The 21,902-nt window shown below is 67.4% G+C and carries 17 protein-coding genes; 8 read left to right on the top strand and 9 right to left on the bottom strand.

Going from position 1 to position 21,902, the window contains the following annotated elements:
- Positions 1–22: 22 nt before the first annotated feature.
- From hutI to E3O47_RS05190, 6 genes are all read right to left on the bottom strand, one after another.
- Positions 23–1,219, bottom strand: a complete 1,197-nt coding sequence (gene hutI, locus E3O47_RS05215; RefSeq protein WP_134373520.1) for an imidazolonepropionase — start codon at positions 1,217–1,219, stop codon at positions 23–25.
- Positions 1,216–2,739, bottom strand: a complete 1,524-nt coding sequence (locus E3O47_RS05210) for a formimidoylglutamate deiminase (protein ID WP_241976908.1) — start codon at positions 2,737–2,739, stop codon at positions 1,216–1,218. The genes hutI and E3O47_RS05210 overlap by 4 nt, the downstream gene beginning before the upstream one ends.
- Entirely contained in the window at positions 2,736–3,956 is a 1,221-nt protein-coding gene (locus tag E3O47_RS05205) for an allantoate amidohydrolase (protein WP_198411495.1), read from the bottom strand. The genes E3O47_RS05210 and E3O47_RS05205 overlap by 4 nt, the downstream gene beginning before the upstream one ends.
- Positions 3,957–3,969: 13 nt before the next feature.
- A complete protein-coding gene (gene hutU, locus E3O47_RS05200; RefSeq protein ID WP_134419726.1) occupies positions 3,970–5,658 on the bottom strand; it encodes a urocanate hydratase in 1,689 nt (562 codons plus the stop codon).
- 45 nt (positions 5,659–5,703) lie between these two features.
- Positions 5,704–6,375 (bottom strand): IclR family transcriptional regulator C-terminal domain-containing protein, encoded by a 672-nt coding sequence (locus E3O47_RS05195; RefSeq protein WP_134415588.1) that lies wholly within the window; start codon positions 6,373–6,375, stop codon positions 5,704–5,706.
- A gap of 215 nt (positions 6,376–6,590) precedes the next feature.
- Complete coding sequence (locus E3O47_RS05190) at positions 6,591–8,054, bottom strand: SulP family inorganic anion transporter (protein ID WP_241986097.1); 1,464 nt, start codon at positions 8,052–8,054, stop codon at positions 6,591–6,593.
- Between the two features lie 281 nt (positions 8,055–8,335).
- Between E3O47_RS05190 and E3O47_RS05185 the strand changes: the two genes are divergently transcribed.
- Both E3O47_RS05185 and E3O47_RS05180 read left to right on the top strand, forming a co-directional pair.
- Positions 8,336–8,698: a MerR family transcriptional regulator gene (locus tag E3O47_RS05185; RefSeq protein WP_233191505.1), complete on the top strand. Its 363-nt coding sequence runs from the start codon at positions 8,336–8,338 to the stop codon at positions 8,696–8,698.
- An 814-nt stretch (positions 8,699–9,512) separates the two neighbouring features.
- Positions 9,513–9,848, top strand: a complete 336-nt coding sequence (locus E3O47_RS05180) for a hypothetical protein (protein ID WP_134401827.1) — start codon at positions 9,513–9,515, stop codon at positions 9,846–9,848.
- Positions 9,849–10,412: 564 nt separating this feature from the next.
- On the opposite strand, the gene araA is transcribed toward E3O47_RS05180, so the two are convergent.
- Genes araA through araB form a run of 3 tightly spaced genes read right to left on the bottom strand, consistent with a single transcriptional unit; the run spans position 10,413 to position 14,361 of the window.
- Positions 10,413–11,930, bottom strand: coding sequence for an L-arabinose isomerase (araA, locus tag E3O47_RS05175; RefSeq protein WP_104102641.1), 1,518 nt, complete (start codon positions 11,928–11,930; stop codon positions 10,413–10,415).
- Positions 11,930–12,640, bottom strand: a complete 711-nt coding sequence (locus E3O47_RS05170; RefSeq protein ID WP_134401825.1) for an L-ribulose-5-phosphate 4-epimerase — start codon at positions 12,638–12,640, stop codon at positions 11,930–11,932. Before E3O47_RS05170 ends, araA begins: the two co-directional genes overlap by 1 nt.
- A complete protein-coding gene (araB, locus tag E3O47_RS05165; protein ID WP_134401824.1) occupies positions 12,637–14,361 on the bottom strand; it encodes a ribulokinase in 1,725 nt (574 codons plus the stop codon). The genes E3O47_RS05170 and araB overlap by 4 nt, the downstream gene beginning before the upstream one ends.
- 248 nt (positions 14,362–14,609) lie before the next feature.
- On the opposite strand from araB, the gene E3O47_RS05160 reads away from it, so the two are divergent.
- The 6 genes from E3O47_RS05160 (at position 14,610) to E3O47_RS05135 (ending at position 21,899) form a co-directional block, all read left to right on the top strand.
- Positions 14,610–15,635 (top strand): substrate-binding domain-containing protein, encoded by a 1,026-nt coding sequence (locus E3O47_RS05160; protein WP_233191504.1) that lies wholly within the window; start codon positions 14,610–14,612, stop codon positions 15,633–15,635.
- 85 nt (positions 15,636–15,720) lie between these two features.
- Positions 15,721–16,740: a LacI family DNA-binding transcriptional regulator gene (locus tag E3O47_RS05155; protein WP_134415594.1), complete on the top strand. Its 1,020-nt coding sequence runs from the start codon at positions 15,721–15,723 to the stop codon at positions 16,738–16,740.
- Between the two features lie 230 nt (positions 16,741–16,970).
- Entirely contained in the window at positions 16,971–18,320 is a 1,350-nt protein-coding gene (locus tag E3O47_RS05150) for an extracellular solute-binding protein (protein WP_104102630.1), read from the top strand.
- 96 nt (positions 18,321–18,416) lie between these two features.
- Positions 18,417–19,370 (top strand): sugar ABC transporter permease, encoded by a 954-nt coding sequence (locus E3O47_RS05145; RefSeq protein ID WP_233191503.1) that lies wholly within the window; start codon positions 18,417–18,419, stop codon positions 19,368–19,370.
- Positions 19,370–20,308, top strand: a complete 939-nt coding sequence (locus tag E3O47_RS05140; protein ID WP_134419722.1) for a carbohydrate ABC transporter permease — start codon at positions 19,370–19,372, stop codon at positions 20,306–20,308. The genes E3O47_RS05145 and E3O47_RS05140 overlap by 1 nt, the downstream gene beginning before the upstream one ends.
- Positions 20,309–20,381: 73 nt before the next feature.
- Entirely contained in the window at positions 20,382–21,899 is a 1,518-nt protein-coding gene (locus E3O47_RS05135) for an alpha-N-arabinofuranosidase (protein WP_134419720.1), read from the top strand.
- Positions 21,900–21,902: the final 3 nt, after the last annotated feature.

Raw genomic sequence — 21,902 nt, 5'->3', positions numbered from 1 at the left:
GCGCGAGGCGGGAATCCCCCGGTCAGGCCGGGAGCGGTGATGGGCCGCGGCGGCCGGCCCGCACACCCTGCCGCCAGACCGCCCAGGTCAGCGGCACGCCGGGGCGGTAGGCGAGATGAGCGACGGATGGCGCGTCAAGCACCTGCAGGTCGGCCCGCCCGCCCACGCGCAGGGCTCCGACCGCGTCCGTTCCCGTGTCGCGGCCGAGAGCCCGGGCTCCGCCGCGGGTCGCCGCCCACACCGCCTCCTCGATCGTCAGACCCATTTGCAGCACCGCGGTGGCCACGCAGAACGCCATCGACGTCGTGTAGGAGCTGCCCGGATTGCAGTTGGTGGCCAGGGCGATGCTCGCGCCGGCGTCGAGCAGCCGCCGGGCCGGCGGGAACGGCTGCCGCGTGGAGAGGTCGCAGGCGGGCAGGAGGGTGGCCACGGTGGCTGAGGCGGCGAGGGCGTCGAGGTCCGCCGGCTCGAGGTGGTTGCAGTGGTCGACGCTCGCCGCGCCGAGCTCCACCGCGAGGCGCACCCCGCCGCTGAATCCCAGCTGGTTGCCGTGCAGGCGCAGGCCGAGGCCGGCGGCGCGGCCGGCCAGCAGCACCTCCCGGCTCTCCGCCACATCGAACGCCCCGACCTCGCAGAACACGTCGACGAACTGTGCGTGCGGAGCCACCAGGGCGAGCATCGGCCCGGTGACCAGGTCCAGGTAGTCGCGCCGGTCGATGCCCGGCGGCACGATATGCGCGCCGAGGAATGTGACGACATCGGCGACGGATGCCGCCACCCGAGCCGACCGCGCCTCGCTCGCCAGGTCGAGGCCGTAGCCGGTCTTGCTCTCGAGGAACGTGGTGCCCTGCGCCTCCGCCTCTCGCCGCAGCCGGGCCGCCGTGGCCGTGAGCTGCGCCTCGGTTGCGGCGCGAGTGGCAGCCACGGTGGTCAGGATTCCCCCCGCCGCGTAGGGCTGCCCGCCCATCCGGGCCTCGAATTCCGCGGCCCGGTCGCCCGCGAACACCAGGTGGGTGTGGCTGTCGACCCAGCCGGGCAGAGCGGCCCGGCCGCCGGCATCCGTGCGGACATCGGCCGCCGGTGCCGCGGACGCCGGTCCGATCCACGCGATGCGGCCGCCCTCGATCACGAGGGCGGCGTCGGCGAGGCGCGGGGCGCCGTCCGCCTGCGTGGTCAGTTCCCGGATACCGGTGATCAGCTCGGTCGGTTCGGGGGTCATGGTCGTTCTCCTGACGCGAGCGCGGCGGTGCCGTCGAGCGCGGCGAGGGCGTCGCGCAGCAGGATCTCGGGTCGCAGCTCGGGTCGCAGCTCGGGTTGCAACGTGCTCGACGGGCGCCCGCCAGGCCCGCCCGCGCCACCCACCAGCACCCCGGAGTCGGCGACGACGCGTCCGCCCACGATCACCCGGCGCACGTCGGCGGCCGTCGCGGTCAGCGGCAGCTGCTCCGGCAACGATCCGGCTGTGCGGATGCTGTCGCTCGCCACCTCCACGAGGTCGCACAGGTCACCGGGGATGAGGCGCTGCCGGCCGAGTCCGAGCGCGGCATAGCCGTGGTCCGAAGCGGCCACGAGCAGTTCGGCGGGCGTGAACCGGCCGCGCCGGCCCGATGCCAGGCGCTCGCCGGCCTCCAGGCCGCGCATCTCGAGCAGCGGGTCGATGACGGCGTTCTGGTCCGAGCCGAGGGCTATCCGCGCGCCGGCCCGCTGCAACGCCAGGGCCGGCCCGATCCCGTCGCCGAGGTCGGCTTCCGTGGTCGGGCAGATCACAACCGAGGCCCCGGATGTCCCGATCAGCGCCAAATCCTCGTCGGTGAGGTGCGTGGCGTGCACGACGCTCAGCCGCGGAGCGAGCGCCCCGATCCAGGCCAGCACCTCGGTTGGGGTCCGGCCGTAGGCGGCCCGGCAGTCCGCGTTCTCCTGAGGCTGCTCCGACAGGTGGATGTGCAGTGGAACGGCATCGGGCAGCCCGGCGAGCGCCTCCCGGATCGCGGTCGGGGACACCGCCCGCACCGAATGGATCGCCGCGCCCAGGGTGACGCGGGCATCCGTGCCGGCCTGGATGTCGGCCTGGCTGTCAGCAGGGGAGCCGTCGCCGTCATCGGCCGTGGCAGCACGGCCGAGCGCCGCGCGCAGCGAGTGCCACCGGGCCAGCCAGGCGGCCGCCGATCCGTCGCCGAAGGCGCGCTGCGCGGGGGTGAGGGGCATCCCGATCCCGCCGTCGAGGTAGAGCGTGTCGAGCAGCACCAGACGGATGCCCACCTCCCGTGCCGCGGCCGCCAACGCCAGTTCCATGGCGTGTTCGGCGGGGTATCGGGAGCCGCCCGGCCGGTGATGCAGATAGTGGAACTCGCCGACTGCCGTGAAACCGGAGGCCAGCATCTCGGCGAACACCGCCCGTGCCAGCAGGAAGTACCGCTTGGGGTCGAGGCCGGCGGCCACCTGGTACATGGCCTCCCGCCACTGCCAGAAGTCGCCGCCGGCGTCGTGGGTGCGGCCCCGCAACGCCCGGTGGAAGGCGTGCGAGTGCGCGTTGGCCAGCCCCGGCAGCACGGTGCCGAGCCGCACGTCGCCGGGCCGCGGCTCGGAGCGCGGTGTGACAGCCTGAAGGCGCCCGTCCGTGCCCACCTCCAGCCGCACGCCGGGCAGGGCAGCCCCGTCGACCAGCGCCAGTTCGCACCAGTAGGCGGCCACCGGTGTCCCCGACTGTCCAGCCCCAGCCTCGACCCCCCGCGCGCTCACAGCAGGCTCCGCAGCAGGGTCTCCAGGGCGTCGATCCCGGCGACGCAGTCGCCCACCTCGGCGAATTCCTCGGGGGAGTGCGAGACGCCGGTGGGATTGCGCACGAAGAGCATGGCGCTCGGCACGCTCGCTGCGAGCACGCCTGCATCGTGCCCGGCGCCCGTCGGCAGGGCCGGAACGAGGGCGTCACCGCCGAGCACCGACCGGAATCGTCCCACGAGCTCGGGGTCGAACGTCACCGTTCCGGTCCAGGACTCCTCGGTGACGGCCACGGAGCATCCGTTCACCAGGGCGGCCTCGCCGACGGCCGCCTCGATTGCGGCGACCAGGTCGCGGGTCTCGGCGTCGGTGGGCGCGCGGGCGTCGAGCCAGGCGTGCACGGATGACGCGATCACGTTGGTCCCGCCCGGCACCACCTCCAGGCGGCCGACCGTGGCGCGCGCGCCGGGGTGGTTCCCGGCGGCATCCTGCACGGCGACGATCGCGCGGGCAGCGGCCACGAGCGGGTCGCGGCGGTCTTCCATCGGGGTGGCGCCGGCGTGGTTGCCCTGGCCGGTCACGGTGAGGCGCCAGCGCCCGTGCGCGAGGATCGACGACGCCACCGCCACGGGCCGGCCGAGGTCGACCAGGCCGCGGCCCTGCTCCACGTGCAGCTCGATGAAGAGGCCGATTCGGGCCAGGGCGTCCCGGTCGGCGCCGAGGTGCGCAGGGTCGAGCCCGGCGCGGCGGGCAGCCTGGGCCAGGGTGATCCCGTCGGCGTCGATGAGCGCGCGGGCCCGGTCGGCGTCGATGCCGCCGGTCAGCAGCCGGGAGCCCAGGCAGGCGATCCCGAATCGGGAGCCCTCCTCCTCGGCGCAGACGAGCACAGCGCAGGGGCGGGACGGCGTGAACCCGGATGCCCGCAGCCGCGCGACGGCCTCGAGCGCACTGACCACGCCGAGGGGGCCGTCATAGGCGCCGCCGCCGGGAACGGAATCCAGGTGGCTGCCCGTGACCACGGCATCCGGCCCCGGCTCTCCCCACCAGGCCCAGAGGTTGCCGTTACGGTCGGTCTCGACGCTGAGCCCGAGGCGCTCGGCGCGCAGGGCGAACCAGGTCCGCAGCTCGAGGTCGGCACCCTGCCAGAGGTGCCGGGAGTAGCCGCCGCGGCGGGAGTCCCGCCCGGTGTCGGCGATCTCGGCGAGTCCGGCGAGCATTCCGTGGGCGAGCTCGCTCATGCGCACACCCCACTCACTCCGACTCCCACATCGGCACGCGCAGGCCGCGCTCCCGGGCCACCTCCTCGGCCCGCTGATACCCGGCGTCGACGTGCCGCATCACGCCGGTGCCGGGGTCGTTGGTGAGCACCCGGGCGATCTTCTCGGCGGCCAGGGGGGTGCCGTCGGCCACGATCACCTGGCCGGCGTGGATGCTGCGGCCGATCCCGACGCCGCCGCCGTGGTGGATCGACACCCAGGTGGCGCCCGACGCCGTGTTCAGCAGCGCGTTCAGCAGCGGCCAGTCGGCGATCGCATCCGACCCGTCCAGCATGGCCTCGGTCTCCCGGTAGGGCGAGGCGACCGAGCCGGAGTCGAGGTGGTCGCGGCCGATCACGATCGGCGCGCTCAGCTCGCCCGACGCCACCATCTCGTTGAACTTCAGGCCGGCCCGGTGCCGTTCCTGGTAGCCGAGCCAGCAGATCCGGGCGGGCAGGCCCTCGAAGTGCACGGTGTTCTGCGCCTTCGTGATCCAGCGGCGCAGGTGCTCGTCCTCGGGGAACAGCTCCACGATGGCCTGGTCGGTCGCCGCGATGTCGGCCGGGTCGCCCGAGAGCGCCACCCAGCGGAACGGGCCTTTGCCCTCGGCGAACAGCGGGCGGATATATGCGGGCACGAACCCGGGAAAATCGAACGCCCGCGCGCAGCCGCCGAGCTCCGCCTCCGCCCGGATCGAGTTGCCGTAGTCGAAGACCTCGGCACCGGCATCCTGGAAGCCCACCATCGCGGTGACCTGTTTGGCCATGGATGCCCGGGCGCGCTCGGTGAACTCCTCGGGCTTCGCGGCCGCGTAGTCATGCCACTCCTCCGCAGTGACACCCTCCGGCAGGTAGGCCAGAGGGTCGTGCGCGCTGGTCTGGTCGGTGACGATGTCGATCGGCACCCGCCGCTCCAGCAGCTCGGCGAACACGGTCGCCGCGTTGCCGACCACGCCCACGGAGAGGGCGCGCTTCTCGTTCTTCGCCGCGAGTACCCGGGCGATGGCGTCGTCGAGGGTGGGTGCCAGTTCGTCGAGATAGCCATGCTCGACCCGGCGCAGTAGCCGGGACTCGTCCACGTCGACGATCAGCACGGCGCCGCCGTTCATGGTCACGGCCAGCGGTTGCGCGCCGCCCATGCCGCCGGCCCCACCGGTGAGGGTGAGCGTGCCGGCCAGGGTGTCGCCACTGTGTTTGTGAGGCCCGCCCTCACGGGCGGCGATCTTTGCGGCCACGGCGGCGAAGGTCTCATACGTGCCCTGCAGGATGCCCTGGGTGCCGATGTAGATCCACGAACCCGCCGTCATCTGGCCGTACATCGTCAGGCCGAGGGCCTCGAGGCGGCGGAACTCCGGCCAGGTCGCCCAATCGCCGACCAGGTTGGAGTTGGCGATCAGCACCCGCGGCGCCCACTCGTGCGTGCGGAACACGCCGACCGGCTTGCCGGACTGCACCAGCAGCGTCTCGTCCTTTTCCAGCGTGGTGAGCGTGCGAACGATGGCGTCGTAGGCCTCCCAGTTGCGGGCGGCCTTGCCCGTGCCGCCGTAGACCACCAGGTTCTCCGGGTGCTCGGCCACCTCGGGGTCGAGATTGTTCATCAGCATCCGCAGCGGGCCCTCGGTCTGCCAGCTCTTCGCGGTCAACTTGGTGCCGCGGGCGGCGCGCACGGGGCGGGATTCGGACATCACTGTCTCCTAGGGGGTTCGGGGGTTCGGGCGATTCGGGGTCGATCAGTCCGTAGGGAGGTTGGGGACGGCACGGCTGAGACCGGCGGACACGTGCCCGGCAGCCTGGGCCAGCAGCGGGCCGTAGCGACGGATGTCCGCGGTCTCCACCCGGTAGCTCGGGATGACCAGGCTCAGGGCGGCGATTGTTCTGGCCTCCGAACGGATCGGCGCGGCCAGGGCCGTGACATCCGTTTCGACGCCGCGTTCGACGACCACGTAGCCGGTCTCCGGGGTATGCCCGGTGAGCACCTGCCCGGCCGCGGAGCGTTCGAGCGGCACGGTGCGGCCGACCCAGCTCGTGTGCCGCACCGAGTGGGTGCCCTCGACGATGGCGATGTAGAGCCCGGTGGCGTTGTGGCCCACGACGCTGAGGTAGACGGACTCGCCGGTCTCGGCGACGAGCCGCTCCATGGCCGGGAGGGAGAGGGTGACCAGCGACTCGCTGCTGAGCGACTGCGCGCCGAGCTGGATGATGCGGCTGCCCGGCAGGTAGGCGCCGTCGTCGGTCTTGTGCACGAAGCCGCGGGTCTCGAGCGTGCGCAGCAGGCGCAGGGCGGTGCTCGGTGCGAGGGCGACGGCGCGTGAGCTCTCCGAGAGCGTGAGCCCGTCGGCGTCGCAGATCACGGCGAGCAGGTCGAGGGCTCGTTCCACGGTTCGGGTGGACGACTCGGCCATGGGTGCTTTCCCGGTTCTCGTGCGGATGCTGATGTCATCCAGTAAAACTTAAGTGCCACTCTATGGCAAGAGGCGGATGGGGGACCCGTTCCCATTCACCGGGTCCAGGGCATGACCGCGAACACCGCCCACGTCCTCGCCGACTCCTCCACCTCTCGCGAACTTGTCTACGCCGCGGCGGGGAGTCGACGAGGGATGCTGCTCAGCCGGTGGGGTCAGTGACCTCCGCCGAGGTTGCCGGCGAGGCGGGCGTGGATATTGGTGCTGGCATCGTTCATACCGACGATCACGGCGCGTTTGCCGAGACGTTCGTATTTGTTCGTGATGGAGTCGAGGGCTGCGACGGTGGAGGCGTCCCAGATGTGGGAGGCGGCCATGTCGATGACGATGCGGTCCGGGTCTTCTGCGTACTCGAACTGGGTGGTGAGGTCGTTGCTTGACGCGAAAAAGAGCGCGCCGGTCACGGTGTAGTACGCAGTCGGGACAGACTCATCATTGGACAAGCTGCGTTCAACGTCTACGAGGTGCGCCACCCGGCGGGCGAAGGCGACCATTGCCACGAGAACCCCGACGACTACGCCGATGGCGAGGTTGTGGGTAATTACGACCACGGCGACTGTGGCGACCATGACCGTAGTTTCGCTTTTTGGCATCCTCTGAAGTGTGGACAGACGGATGCTGTGCCAGTCGAAGGTCAGCACCGAGACGATGATCATCACGGCCACCAGGGCGGCCATGGGGATGATGGCGACGACATCGCCGAGAGCGACGACCAGGATCAGCAGGAATACGCCGGCAAGGAACGTGGAGATGCGGGTTCGGGCGCCGGAGGCCTTCACATTGATCATGGTCTGGCCGATCATGGCGCACCCGCCCATGCCGCCGAAGAAGCCGGAGAGCATGTTGGAGACGCCTTGACCCCAGGTTTCGCGGGTCTTGTGGGAGTGGGTGTCGGTGACCTCGTCGACGAGTTTGGCCGTCATTAGGGACTCGAGGATGCCGACCATGGCCATGGCCAGCGCGTAGGGGGCGATGATCGTGAGTGTCTCCCCGTTGAGGGGAACGTTTGGGATGAAGAGTTCGGGGAGGCTCTTGGGCAGTTCGCCCTGGTCGCCGACGGTGGGCACGTTGATTGCGATGGTGACGGTTGCGATGGTCAGCACCACGATGGCGACCAACGGGGCGGGGATAATCTTGGTGAACCGGGGCATGACGACCATGATGATGATCCCGATCGCCACCAGCGGGTACACCATGAACGGCACCCCGAGCAAATGCGGCAACTGTGCGATGAAGATGAGGATGGCCAAGGAGTTCACGAATCCGACCATGACGCTGCGCGGGATGAAACGCATGAGCTTGGCCACGCCCAGCACGCCCAGGATCACCTGCAGGAGCCCGGCCAGGATGACCGTGGCGATGAAATAATCCATGCCGTACTCGCGTGCTACCGGGGCGATCACTAGGGCGATGGCTCCCGTTGCGGCGGTGATCATCGCGGGGCGGCCGCCGAGGAACGCAATGGATACGGCCATCACGAAGGACGAAAACAGTCCAACCCGTGGGTCGACGCCAGCGATGATGGAGAACGAGATCGCTTCCGGGATCAGCGCCATCGCGACGACGAGGCCGGCGAGAGCTTCTCGGGTGAGGAGCCGCGGAGTTCGAAGTGCTGTCATCACCGATGGCTCGGCTTTGTAACGGTCGGGCGTGGGGGATTTTTGAGCGAGTGCCATGGGGCCTCCAGGGACGGGGCTCGCGGTGGCGGGCCAGAATAGGGCGAAGGGGAAGGGGAAGGGGTGCGCCCGGTGCGCACAATCATCCGCCGATACGGCGAGGATGGATGGTGGGCTGTCACACAATGTCAGCCGACGATCACAACTCTACCCTAACGTTAGGGTTATGTTCGAGTCCACGCATGAGAGGTCCCGCCATGTCACCGACTGAGCCAACGGCAACTATGCATATCGGCGAACTGGCCGAACGCACCGGACTGTCATTGCGAACCATCCGCCACTACGACGAAATCGGTTTGCTCAGGGCCTCAGGCCGGACTGATGGCGGCTTCCGTCTCTACACGGACGAAGATCTGGCCCGGTTGATCCTGATCCGGCGCATGAAGCCGCTGGGCTTCTCGCTTGAAGAAATGATGTCGCTCCTCAAGACCATCGACACACTGGATGGCGCCATCGAGGGCGCCGACATTGCCGCCGTGAGGTCAGACTTGGAGTCCTTCATCGCACAGGCCGAGGAGCGGCGCCAGGGGCTGCGGGATCAGCTCGCAATGGCCGACGAATTCCTTGCTCTCCTGCGCCAGCAGTGAGCTAGTGCCCTGCGGTGGACTCAGGTGGCTGAAGGTTTAGAACAGCTCACTTCCGCGAATTCATGGGACTCTGAGTAGTGTGACCCGCTGTCGCCCTGACGACCGCCGCTCGACCGAAAACGGCATCGCTGACGGTGACGACAGCTTTTTCGAAGAATGTCCTTGCCGTCGAATCCGCTGCAACATTTGAAGCCCGCGGACTCGGCAAGGCCGTGTTGTCCGTGAGCCTAAGCGTCTCTGACGACGAGCGGCTCAATGAAGTGCCGGGCGAGTGAGCCCCGCCGATCGAGATCGATGCCCCTCTGGCGCTGGAGCCGGGCACACTCACGATCCCGTTCGACACGGCGGACCTGGCCAGGCATTGTTCTGTCCGGGCGCGAGGTGGAAGCTGACACGTTGTCTTCATGGGTACGGGAACAGTTAGCCGCATTGGTCTGAACTCAGGTGGGACACCATGAGCGCCAGCCGCGTGCGCAGCGTCATCTACGGCGAAGCGTTGAAAGCTTTCCTCTATCGGCGCGAGGTCCCAGTCAAGCAACTCTCCGAACTCGTGCGGACGGCTCTGGCTGTCTGAAGAATTCAGCTGCGCGAGTCCGAGCGTTCGATCAGTCGACGTTGCCTGAACGAGCAGCCACACCCACGCCGAAACCCACGGCCTTGACCCAGCCAGTGTGCTGCGGGACTCGTGGAACGAACGAGAACGCGGCACCGCCGACGACGTCGGCCCCGTCTTCTCCCGCCGAATGGAACGACGTATCGAAACGGCCCCCGCCAACCAGGCGCCAGCAGTGGCCGGGCGTCCGCCGCAGTCGACGTGTTCCGCGACCGGTACGATATGGACCCGGCACAGACCGAGGCCATTCCCGCGGCGTACCGTGAGCGCGCGGTTGGTGCCGAACTCGCGGCGCGCGTAGCTACCCTGCAGAAGAAGCAGGCTCAGAGCACCCCGCCGAACGCTCGCGAAACCGGCCGGCATAGGCCGGACACCGCACTCGACGTGATGCGCGCCGCGAACCGGATTACGGCAGGTAAGCAGCGTAAAGCGCAACGCGCCGCCGGCCTCACCGTAATGCCGCGGCAGGCCACGCGCGGAGACCAGACGACACATTCCGATGACCAGCGTACCCGCGATGACGGCCGCGAACGGTAGAAAATCCGACACCTCAATGCCGTCGAGCAAGGAAGTCCCGAGCCTCATTTGATCGATTTTCGAAACGACGCGAATTTGAAACTGCTGATCCTTGAGCACCCGGGCGATCGGGCAATCGCGCGACTTTCAGACCGCCCCGCGGTCCGTTCGGAGACATCCCGACCGAGAGCACCCGCCGACAGGAGTGGGTGCGCCTTGCCGCCGAAGTCGACGTGTTCCGTGACCGGTACAAGGTTGAACCGACCCAAACCCAGGCCATCCCTGATGGCGTACCATGAGCGCAGCGTTGGCGCGGAGCTCGCGGTACGAGTGGCGGACCTGCAAGAGAAGCAGGCTCAGAGCGCGCCGCCGAGCAAGTGCGGGGCCGGCCAGCAGATGCCGGCTACCGCGCTCGACGAGGTGCGCGATGCGCGCTGCCGGCCTGACCGTAAAGGCCCGCCCGGCTACCCGCGGCGACGAGTCGAAATCGACCGACGACCCTCGTACCCGTGCCGCCGGCCTCGAACGGTAAGACCGGCGAAACCTCCGCCAAGCTGAGGCGGGAGTCCCGTGTTCGCCCCGGAGCTACAGTCCTTGCGCCAGCCGGTAGTATGCCTGGTTCCATCGCACCTCACGGCCGAAGTCACGCAGTGTCGTGGACTGGTCGATCAGGAGGAGTTCGGTGTGAGCCATCTCGGCGTAGTCCTGGAAGACCTCGATGCCGACGGCAGTCGACATGACCGTGTGGTGGGCGGCGCCGGCGGTGAGCCAGGCGGCGGCGGAGGTGGCGAAGTCGGGCGCGGGGCGCCAGACGGCGCGGCCGACCGGGAGCTTCGGGAGTGCCTCGGTGGGCTCGACGACCTCGACCACGTTGGCGATGAGTCGGAACCGCTCGCGCATGTCACTCATCGCGACCACGACGGCGGGGCCGGGGGCGGCGTTGAAGACCAGGCGCACGGGGTCTTCGCGGTCGCCGATTCCGAGCGGGTGGATTTCGAGTGTGGGCTTCTCGGTTGAGAGCGCCGGGTTTACTTCGAGCATGTGGGCACCGAGGATCAGTTCGTCCCCGGGGGTGAGGTCATAGGTGTAGTCCTCCATCAGGCTCGCACCGCCGGGCAGGCCGGCGCCCATCACGTTGGCCACGCGCACGAGGATGGCCGTCTTCCAGTCGCCCTCCCCGGCGAAGCCGTAGCCCTGTTCCATCAGCCGCTGCACGGCGAGGCCCGGCAGCTGGCGGAGCGCGCCGAGGTCTTCGAAGCTAGTGGTAAAGGCGCTGAAGCCGCCGGCCTCGAGGAAGGACTTGAGTCCGATCTCGATCGCGGCACCGTATCGGAGCGACTCGTGGCGTTCGCCGCCCACGCGCAATTCGGGGGCCACGTCGTAGAGGTCTTCGTACTCCGCGACCAGAGCGGTGATCTCGGCATCCGTCGCCGCGTGCACGGCCTCGGCGAGTTCGTTGACCGGCCAGGTGTTCACCTGCACCCCGAAGCGCAGTTCGGCCTCGGTCTTGTCGCCCTCGGTGACGGCGACGTAGCGCATGTTGTCGCCGAAGCGGGCGAGCTTCATGCTGCGGGACGCGGCCCAACCGGCGGCCGCGCGGGTCCAGGTGCCGATCTGGTTTGTCACGGCCGGGTTGGAGACGTGGCCGACGACAGTCTTGCGGGACACGCCGAGACGGGTCTGGATGTAGCCGAACTCACGGTCGCCGTGCGCGGCCTGGTTGAGGTTCATGAAGTCGAAGTCGATCTCGCTCCAGGGCAGTTCGACGTTGGCTTGGGTGTGCAGGTGCAGCAGCGGCTTGGTCAGGGCGTCGAGCCCGGAGATCCACATCTTCGCGGGTGAGAAGGTGTGCATCCACGCGATCAGGCCGATCACCCGGTCATCCGAGTTCGCGTCGAGCGCCGCGCGGCGAATCGAGTCCGAGTCGGTGAGCACGGGCTTCCAGACGATTTTCACCGGGATGTCGCTGCTTGCGCCGAGCGCGTCGGCGATGGTCCTGGACTGCTCGGCGACCTGACGCAGGGTCTCCTGGCCGTAGAGGTTCTGGCTTCCGGTGAGGAACCAGACTTCGTAGTGATCGAGGGTGGTGGTGAGTGTTGGCATTAGCGCAGTGCTCCTTGCGGTGCTTGTCCGTAGACGTTCTGATAGCGGTTGAAGAGGGAGTCGATCGCGGCTTGCGGGATCGGGATGAGGTCTCCGCCCTGGCGGGCGAGGTGCACGGTGCGGGCGACGTCCTCGACCATCACGGCGGCCTTGACGGCGTCGCGGGCGTCCTTGCCGATCGTGAACGGGCCGTGGTTCTGCATCAGCACCGCGCGGGACCGGTGGCCGGTGAGGGCGTCGACGATGCCGCGGCCGATGGTGTCGTCACCGATGATAGCGAACCGGCCGACGGGCACGGGGCCGCCGAATTCGTCGGCCATCGCCGTGATCACGCACGGGATCTCTTCCCCGCGGGCGGCCCATGCTGTGGCGTAAGTGGAGTGCGTGTGCACGACTCCGCCCACCTCCGGCATGTTGCGATAGACGTAGGCGTGCGCGGCGGTGTCGCTCGATGGCGACCGGTCGGAACCGGGGGAGCCGGGAATGACGGCGCCCGCGAGGTCACACAGGATCATGTTCTCGGGCGTGAGGTCGGCGTAGTCGACGCCGCTGGGCTTGATCACGAAGAGGTCGGCGCCGGGCACCCGGCCGGAGACGTTGCCGCCGGTCCAGACCACGAGCCCGTAGCGGGCGAGCTCGCCGTGTAGGCGGGCGACGTCCTCACGGACACGAATGACAGCGGCGTCGACGGTGGGGCCGAAGCGGCTCATGCCGGCACCGCCGCCGAGTGCAGCGATGCACCCGCCTCACGCTTCAGCGCCTTCAGACGGTGCATCACGTCGTTCGCGCCCCGGCCGAAGTAGTCGTGCAGCAGCGTGTACTCGGCGAACAGTTTGTCGTAGGCCGTCGCCGACTCGTCGTTGGGTGTGTACACGTTCTTGTTGAGCTTGCCCATGGCCTGGCCGGCCGCGCGCACATCGGGGTACGCGCCGGCGGCGACCGCCGCGTGGATGGCCGAGCCGAGCGCGGGCCCCTGCTCGCTGTCGATCGTTGAGATCGGCATCCGCAGAATATTGCTGTAGGTCTGCATCAGGAAGGCATTCTTGAGTAGCCCACCGGCCACGATGAACTCGGTCACCGGCACGCCGCTCGCGTTGAAGGTCTCGACGATCGTGCGCGCGCCGAATGCGGTGGCCTCGAGCAGGGCCCGGTATATCTCCTCGGGCCGGGTGGTGAGGGTCGTGCCCAGCACGAGGCCGGAGAGTTCATGGTCGACGAGCACTGAGCGGTTGCCGCTGTGCCAGTCGAGGGCGATCAGCCCGTGCCCGCCGACGGGCTGGTCCTTGATCAGCTCGGTGAGGTGCTGGTGCACGCTCAGGCCCGCCGCCTCCGCCGCGGCGAAGTAGCGGGCGGGGACCTGGTTGTTGACGTACCAGGCGAAGATGTCGCCCACGCCGGACTGCCCGGCCTCGTAGCCGTAGAGTCCGGAGACGATGCCGCCGTCGACGACCCCGCACATGCCGGGAACCTCCGCGAGCCGGTCCGAGTTCATCACGTGGCAGGTCGAGGTGCCCATGATGGCCACCATCTGGCCCGGCAGCACGGCCTGGGCGGCCGGGCCGGTGACGTGAGCGTCGACGTTGCCGACCGCCACGGCGATGCCCTCCGGCAGTCCGGTCCAGGCGGCGGCCTCCGCGGAAAGAGTGCCGGCGGATGCGCCCAACTGCCCGATCTCATGAGCCACCTTGTCGACGGCGAACCGCGCGAAGCCGGGATTGAGAGCGGCAAGGAAATCCTCGCCGGGGTAAGCGCCGTCCTGCAGGATGCCCTTGTAGCCGGCGGTGCAGGCGTTGCGCACATAGTGGCCGGTCAACTGCCAGACGATCCAGTCTGCCGCCTCGACCCAATGGTCCATCCGGGCGTAAAGTTCCGGGTCTTCCTCCAGCAGCTGGAGGCCCTTCGCGAACTCCCATTCGCTGGAAATCAGGCCACCATAGCGTGGCAGCCAACTCTCGCCGCGCTCGGCCGCGAGCTGGTTGATCCGGTCGGCCTGGGGCTGTGCCGCGTGGTGTCTCCATAGCTTGACGTAGGCGTGCGGGTGCCCGGCGTACTCCGGCAGCTCGTTCAGCGGGGTGCCGTCGGCGACGACGGGAACCATGGTGCAGGCGGTGAAGTCGGTGCCGATGCCGATGACGCGGGCCGGGTCGATGCCCGCGTTGGCGATGGCGGCCGGCACGGCGCTCTTCAGCACGGCGACGTAGTCCTGCGGAACCTGCAACGCCCACTCCGGCGGCAGCGTCGCGCCCGTGGCAGCAAGGGTGGTGTCCATGACTGCGTGGGGATAGTCGAGCACGGCCGAGCCGAGTTCGGCGCCGTCCGAGACCCTCACGACGACCGCCCGGCCGGAAAGGGTGCCGTAGTCAACACCTATGACGTAGGACTCGGCGCCGGTTGGTGTCTGCGCATCTGGTTGTGCTGCGGTCTCACTCATGAATCGACTCCCTTGCCGGCACGCGGATACAGAACGTCAACTTCGTCTGAGATTCACCGTCGATAACTGTTGGCGTTAGTGAATGTTAGCGCACTATCAAGTGCTGTCAATCGATGATGGGCGCCCTGTCAGGTTGACAAGTCTGCCATTGACGGTGCTGATATCCGCTCCCTTCAGGCCTTTATGACACCAGGCATGGTGCGCTAACATGTCTGAATCGGGGATTTTCTTTTCGGGAGGGGGTGCGCATGGGCAGGGAACCTCGACCGGGCGGCCGCAGCGTGCGCATGATCGACGTGGCGAAACTCGCCGGAGTGTCGCAACAGACTGTGTCTCGCGTCGTCAATGAACACAACAATGTCAGTCCGGACGTGCGCGAACGGGTCGAACGGGCCATCACGCAGTTGCGCTACAACCGCAATTCCGCCGCACGCGCCCTCGCCACGAACCGGTCCATGAACCTGGGCGTGGTCTCCTACTCCCTCCCGGTGCACGGTTCAGCCCTGGTCCTCTTCGGGATTGCCGAGGAGGCGCGGCGCAACGGCTACGCCACGAGCCTGGTGAGCATTCCCCAGGTCGATTCGGCCGACATTCGTGCCGCGCTGGACACGCTCGTCGCGGACGCGGTGGATGGGATCATCGTGCTCGCCCCCATGACGGCAGCCGTCGAGGTGCTGCGGGCACTGGACCCCGACGTTGCGATCGTGCGGTTCGAACAGGGCTCACCGGCAAGCTCGACGGCCGTGTCGATGGACGATGTGCTCGGCGCGCGACTGGCAACCCGGCACCTGATCGGGCTGGGTCACGAAACCGTTTGGCACGTGGGAGGCCCACCCGGCTGGATGGCCTCGGAGGCGCGGCGTGCTGGGTGGCTGTCCGAACTCGCTGCGCACCACCGCACGGTCAATCCCGAGTTTCGTACCGACGACTGGACGGCCGATTCCGGCTACCGGGCAGGCTTGGAGATCGCCGATGATTCCTCTATCACCGCGGTTCTGGTGGCCAACGACTCGATGGCCCTCGGCGTGATCAAAGCGCTTTACGAGCGGGGCGTCCAGGTACCCGGCGATGTGAGCGTCGTCGGCTTCGACGACATGAGCGAGGCCCGCTACTTCCAGCCGAGCCTCACGACCGTCCGCCTCGACTTCAACGAGGTCGGCCGGCTGGCGGTTGAGCGGGTGCTTCGCCTGATGGGCGGCGAGCCCGCGGAGCTGATCCCCGTCATTCAACCCGAGCTGATGGTTCGGGGGAGCACTGCGACCCCGCACCCCTGACCTGACCGTGCGGGCGGTAGATGCAACGTTGTAAAATGTGGTCGGATGTCGACGCATTCGTCAATCGCACACTTAAGGAGTCCTCATGGCGGCAACGCTGCACGACGTTGCGAGGATCGCCGGGGTCTCTATCAAGACGGTCTCCAATGTCATCAACGACTACCCACACATCCGGCCGTCGACCAAGCAGCGCGTCGTTGAGGCGATTGCGGAACTCGACTATCAGCCCAACCTGTCGGCCCGCAGTTTGCGCTCCGGGCGCACGGGTGTGATCGGGCTCGCCGTGCCGGAGCTGTCGCTCAGCTACTTCGCGGAACTCGCGGACGCCGTGATCCGCTCCGCCGAGCGCCACCACATGACCGTGCTGATCGAACAGACCGGTGGCGACCGCCGACGGGAGATCGAGCTGCTCTCCAGCCCGCGCCGACAGATGACCGACGGCCTGCTCTTCAGCGCCCTCGGCATGGACAGCGACGACTCCGAGTACCTGCGGGTGGGCTATCCGCTCGTGCTGCTGGGTGAGCGCATCTTCGGTGGCCCGACGGATCACGTCACGATGCGCAACGTGGACGCCGCGAGGGCCGCGACCGAACACCTGATCAGTCAGGGGCGCCGGCGCATCGCCATTATTGGCGCGCACGAGGGGGAAATCATCGGATCGGCCGGTCTGCGTCTTCGGGGCTACCGCGAGGCACTTGAGGCTGCCGGCATCCCGTTCGACCCTGCCCTGGTCGGAAATACGACGCTGTGGCACCGATCGAACGGCGCGTCCGCGATGCGCGACCTCCTCGCGTCGGGGGTGCGATTCGATGCCGTCTTCGGGCTCAACGACACCCTGACCCTCGGCGCCATGCGGGTGATGCAGGAGGCAGGTCTGCGCATCCCGGAGGATGTCTCGACGATTGGCTTCGACGACCTCGACGAGGCCCAGTACAGCCTGCCGACCCTCTCCACCGTCGATCCCGGCCGGGAGGAGATTGCCGAGACCGCCGTGCGAATCCTGCTCGAACGCATCGCGGAGACGAACCCGGCCGCCCCGCCCCGGGAGGTGCTGGCCGATTTCCGCGTGGTTGAACGTGAGTCCACGGTGTCCCTCACCGCTTGACCGCCTGTACTCGGAGAAATCTCGGCAATTCGCTTGACAGCAAGCCTCTGGACTCGCAATGATAAATTTACAACGTTTACCTACAACGTTGTAAATTTGCCAGCAACGGCCCGCGCCCCCCGCTGGTGTCTCGGATTGACCGCACCAACTCCTGCACCACTCAGCCGCCTCGCGCGCTGATCACAGTACGAACAACGGTGTTCCACCACCGTGAGAGGAAACCAAAAAACATGAAGGTCAAGTTCATGGCCGCGATCGGCGTCATCGCCGTCGCCGCCGCCGCACTCACCGGATGCTCCGCCGATGGCGCCGCATCGAAGTCGAAGCCGGAAGCCTCCTGCACGAACAAGATCGTGAATAAGGAAGCACCCCAGGTCACGGTCTGGGCCTGGTACCCCGCGTTCGAAGAGGTCGTAGACGTGTTCAACACCAGCCACGACGACGTGCAGGTCTGCTGGACGAACGCCGGCCAGGGCAACGATGAATACACCAAGTTCTCCACCTCGATCGAGTCGAAGTCCGGCGCCCCGGACGTCATCATGCTTGAGTCCGAGGTGCTCTCGAGTTTTACCATCCGCGATGCCCTCGTCGACCTCACGGAATACGGCGCCAACGACGTGAAGGACAAGTACACCGAGGGCTCCTGGAAGGACGCGTCGAGCGGCGACGCCGTCTATGCCATCCCGGTCGACGGCGGCCCGATGGGAATGCTCTACCGACAGGATCTTTTCGACCAGTACGGTATTCCCGTTCCCACCACCTGGGCCGAGTTCGCGACCGCGGCGCAGGCCCTCAAGACCGCCGGCTCCGATGGCGTGCTCGTCAACTTCCCCACCAACGGCCGGGCCTTCAACCAGGCTCTCTTCGCCCAGGCCGGATCTGTGCCGTTCACCTACGACTCGACTAGCCCGATCGACATTGGCATCGCCGTTGACGACCAGGGATCGAAGGACGTGCTGAACTACTGGAACGACCTCGTACAGAAGGGTCTTGTCACAACCGACGACGCCTTCACCGCCGACTACAACACCAGCCTGGTCGACGGCACCTACGCCGTCTACCTCGCCGCGGCGTGGGGACCCGGCTATCTGCAGGGGCTCTCCGACGCCGACACGGGGGCCGTCTGGCGCGTCGCCCCGCTGCCGCAGTGGGACACGGCCAACCCTGTGCAGGTCAACTGGGGTGGTTCGACCTTCGCCGTGACCAGCCAGGCCACGGACAAGGAGCTCGCCGCCCAGGTAGCCATCGAGATCTTCGGCACAGACGAGGCGTGGAAGATCGGCGTCGAAAAGGGCGCACTGTTCCCCTCCTACACGCCGATGCTCGACTCCGAATACTTCGTCAACCTTGAGTACCCGTTCTTCGGTGGACAGCAGATCAACAAGGAGGTCTTCCTGACTGCGGCTGCCGGCTACGGCGGCGCGACGTTCAGCCCGTTCCAGAATTACGCCTACGACCAGCTCACCGAGGAGCTTTACTCCATGGTGCAGGGCGAACAGGACGGTTCGCAGGCGCTCGACGACCTGCAGGCCACCCTCGTGAAGTACGCGGCCGAGCAGGGGTTCACGGTCGCCAAGTAAGGCGGCTCACACCGCACCCGCTGTCGGCCGGTCGCACTGGCTGGCCGACAGCATCCCTCAGCCCATCTGGGCTTCGCTTGGAAAAAGGATGAATTCATGGCACTCACGCCTGCGGCCACCAAGGCGGCCCCGCCGCTGCCGGTTCGGAAGCCGCGAAGAAACAGCATCGATCTGATGGACCGCAAGCGCCAACGCTGGGGCTGGCTGTTCGTAGCCCCGTTCGGTATCGTCTTCCTCACCTTCCTGGTGGCACCGCTCGCTTACGCGTTCTGGATGAGCCTGCACACGAGCACCCTAGCCACCGGCACGACCTTCACCTGGTTCGCGAACTACGTGAAAGCCTTCACCGACCCGATCTTCCTCGGCGGACTCGGACGGGTCGGCCAGTTCGCGCTGATTATGATCCCCGCCCAGATGATCGTCGCCCTCGTGGCTGCGCTCGTGCTCGACAACCTCTCCACCGCCCTGTCGAAGTTTTCCCGACTGATGATCTTCGTGCCCTACGCCATCCCCGTCGTGATCGGGGCGTTGATGTGGGGCTTCCTCTACAGCCCCCGTTTCGGACCGGCCACCGATATCTTCGGCCTCGTCGGCCTCGCCGCGCCCGACTTCCTGTCCCAGGGCAGCATCTTCGCGAGCCTCGTCAACATCGTCACCTGGCAGTGGGCCGGCTACTACATGATCATCATCTACGCAGCCCTCCGCGGTATCGACCCGGCGATCTACGAAGCCGCCCGGCTGGACGGCGCGAATGGCCGGCAGATCGCCCTCCGAGTCAAGGTGCCGATGATCTCCTCCTCGATGGTGATGGTGCTGATCTTCTCCCTGATCGGCACCCTCCAGTTCTTCACCGAACCGCAGGTGCTGCGCGCCGTCGCCCAGGGTGCCATTCCTGTCTCCTACACACCGAACATGTACGCGTACTCGCTTGCCTTCTCCTACAGCCAGTTCAACTACGCCGCGGCGATCTCGTTCGCGCTCGGCATCGTGGTCTTCATCGGTTCCTATCTCTTCCTCTTCCTCACCCGCAAGCAGAGCGGACTCAAATAATGGCGATTCTCACGCCCCGGAGGGATGCCGCCGTGCAGCCCAGCCAGGTCGACTCAGGCTCCCTCGTACGCCGCCGTAACACCACGCGCGACGGTGGCAGACGGATTGGGTCGCACGTCCTGTTGCTCATCCTCGTGATCTACTTCATCACCCCGTTGTGGTGGCTCGCCGTGGCCGCGACCAAGGACACCGCTGGGCTCTTCAGTGGTACTGGTGGGCCGCTCTGGTTCGATCAGAACTTCAACCTGTGGAACAACATCGCGGGGCTGTTCGAACACCAGGGCGGCATCTACTGGCGCTGGTTGGGCAACTCATTCTTCTACGCGTTCACCGGCGGAATCGGCGCCACCATCCTCGCGGTGCTCGCCGGCTACGGCTTCGCGAAGTACCGGTTCCGCGGGCGCAACGCCTTCTTCTCGCTGCTGCTGGGCGCCGTGATGGTGCCCATGACGGCGCTTGTGATCCCGACCTTCGTGCTGCTGAGCAACTTCGGCCTGGTCAACACGATTTGGGCCGTCATCCTGCCCTCGCTGCTGAGTCCTTTCGGCGTCTACCTGATGAGGGTTTACACGCAGGATGCCATTCCGGATGAACTGCTCGACGCCGCCCGCGTTGACGGAGCCGGCGAACTGCGCACCTTCTTCCAGGTGGCGCTGCCGCTGCTGCGGCCCGCCATCGTCACGGTACTGCTGCTCTCGGTGGTCGGTACCTGGAATAACTTCTTCCTGCCGCTGGCCGTGCTCAGCGACCCAAACCTGTTGCCTGTGACTGTCGGACTCAACAACTGGCAGGCGCTGTCCAACGCCGGAGCCGGCGGCGAACAGGTCTGGAACCTGATCGTCACGGGGGCCTTCGTCTCGGTGCTCCCGCTCATCATCGCGTTCCTCTCCCTACAGAAGTACTGGCAGGGTGGCCTCTCGCTCGGCGCACTCAAGTAGGCGGCGGCCCGGGCCCCGGACATCCGTCATTCGCACTCTCCCACGTCTTGACCAGCACGAAGAAAGAAACACCATGTCTACCGCCAGCCTCACCCTCGACCCGCACTTCACGGTCGGAGCCATCAACCGCCGCCTGTTCGGATCGTTCGTCGAACACCTCGGCCGGTGCGTCTACGACGGCATCTATGAACCCGGGCACGCCTCGGCCGACGCGGAAGGATTCCGCGAAGACGTGATCGACCTCGTCAAGGAACTCGGCGTGTCGGCGATCCGCTACCCGGGCGGCAACTTCGTTTCCGGCTTCCGCTGGGAGGACAGCGTGGGCCCGCGGGCTGCGCGGCCGACCCGGCTCGACCTGGCCTGGCATTCCACCGAGACCAACCAGATCGGCCTGCATGAGTTCTCGTCGTGGCTGGAGAAGGTCGGCAGCGAGCTCATGCTCGCCGTCAACCTCGGTACCCGGGGTGTGGCGGAAGCGCTTGACCTGCTCGAATACGCCAACCTCGGCAACGGCACGGACCTCGCCGAACGTCGGATCGCCAACGGGAAGCGGGATGCTTTCGGCGTGAAGATGTGGTGCCTCGGTAACGAGATGGACGGCCCGTGGCAGCTCGGCCACCGCTCGGCCGAGGACTACGGCAAGATCGCCTCCCGCGCCGCGAAGGGGATGCGCCAGCTCGACCCATCGGTCGAACTGGTGGTCTGCGGCTCCTCAAGCGCGCAGATGCCGACCTTCGGCGAGTGGGAACGCGTTGTGCTCGGCCACACCTATGACGACGTCGATTACATCTCTTGCCACGCCTACTACGAGGAGAAGAACGGCGACCTCGACTCCTTCCTGGCCTCCGGCGTCAACATGGACCGTTTCATCGAATCGGTCGTCGCGACCGCCGACCACGTGAAGGCCGTTCGGGGGAGCGACAAGACCATCAACATCTCCTTCGACGAGTGGAACGTCTGGTATATCGACCGGTTCGAGGGCGTCGACAAGATCACCGGAATCGACAATTGGCCGGTCGCGCCGCGCCTGCTAGAGGACTCCTACACGGTGGCGGATGCCGTGGTGTTCGGCAGCCTGCTGATCTCACTGCTCAAGCATGCCGACCGCGTGACGAGCGCGTCGCTCGCGCAGCTCGTCAACGTGATCGCTCCGATCATGACCGAGCCGAACGGGCCGGCCTGGCGGCAGACGACCTTCTTCCCGTTCGCGGTCACCTCGCGGCTCGCCACAGGGGTCGCCCTCGAGGTCAAGCTCGAGGCAGAGCACTACGACACCGAGGTATACGGCACCGTGCCGCTCGTCGACGCGGTCGCGACCCACGACGCGGCGACCGGGGGGACATCCGTGTTCCTGGTGAACCGTTCGCAGATGGAGGACGCGACGATCACGATCGATGTCGCCGCGCTCGGGCCCGTGGGCATCGTCGAGGTGCAGACCCTAAGCGACACGGATGTCTACGCCGCGAACACGCTCGAGGCCCGCGACCGCGTCGGCCTGGCCACCAACGCGTCGGCGCTGTGCGCGAACGGAGTGGTCACGCTCACTCTTCCGCCGGTCTCCTGGACGGCTCTCGAACTGCGGGCGGAGTGACCG

Origin of the sequence: Cryobacterium sp. TMT2-17-1, from assembly GCF_004402765.1 — a bacterium.
Classification (GTDB): domain Bacteria; phylum Actinomycetota; class Actinomycetes; order Actinomycetales; family Microbacteriaceae; genus Cryobacterium; species Cryobacterium sandaracinum.
The sequence above is the reverse complement of the archived record's forward strand: the minus strand, read 5'-3'. Positions and strand labels throughout refer to the sequence as shown.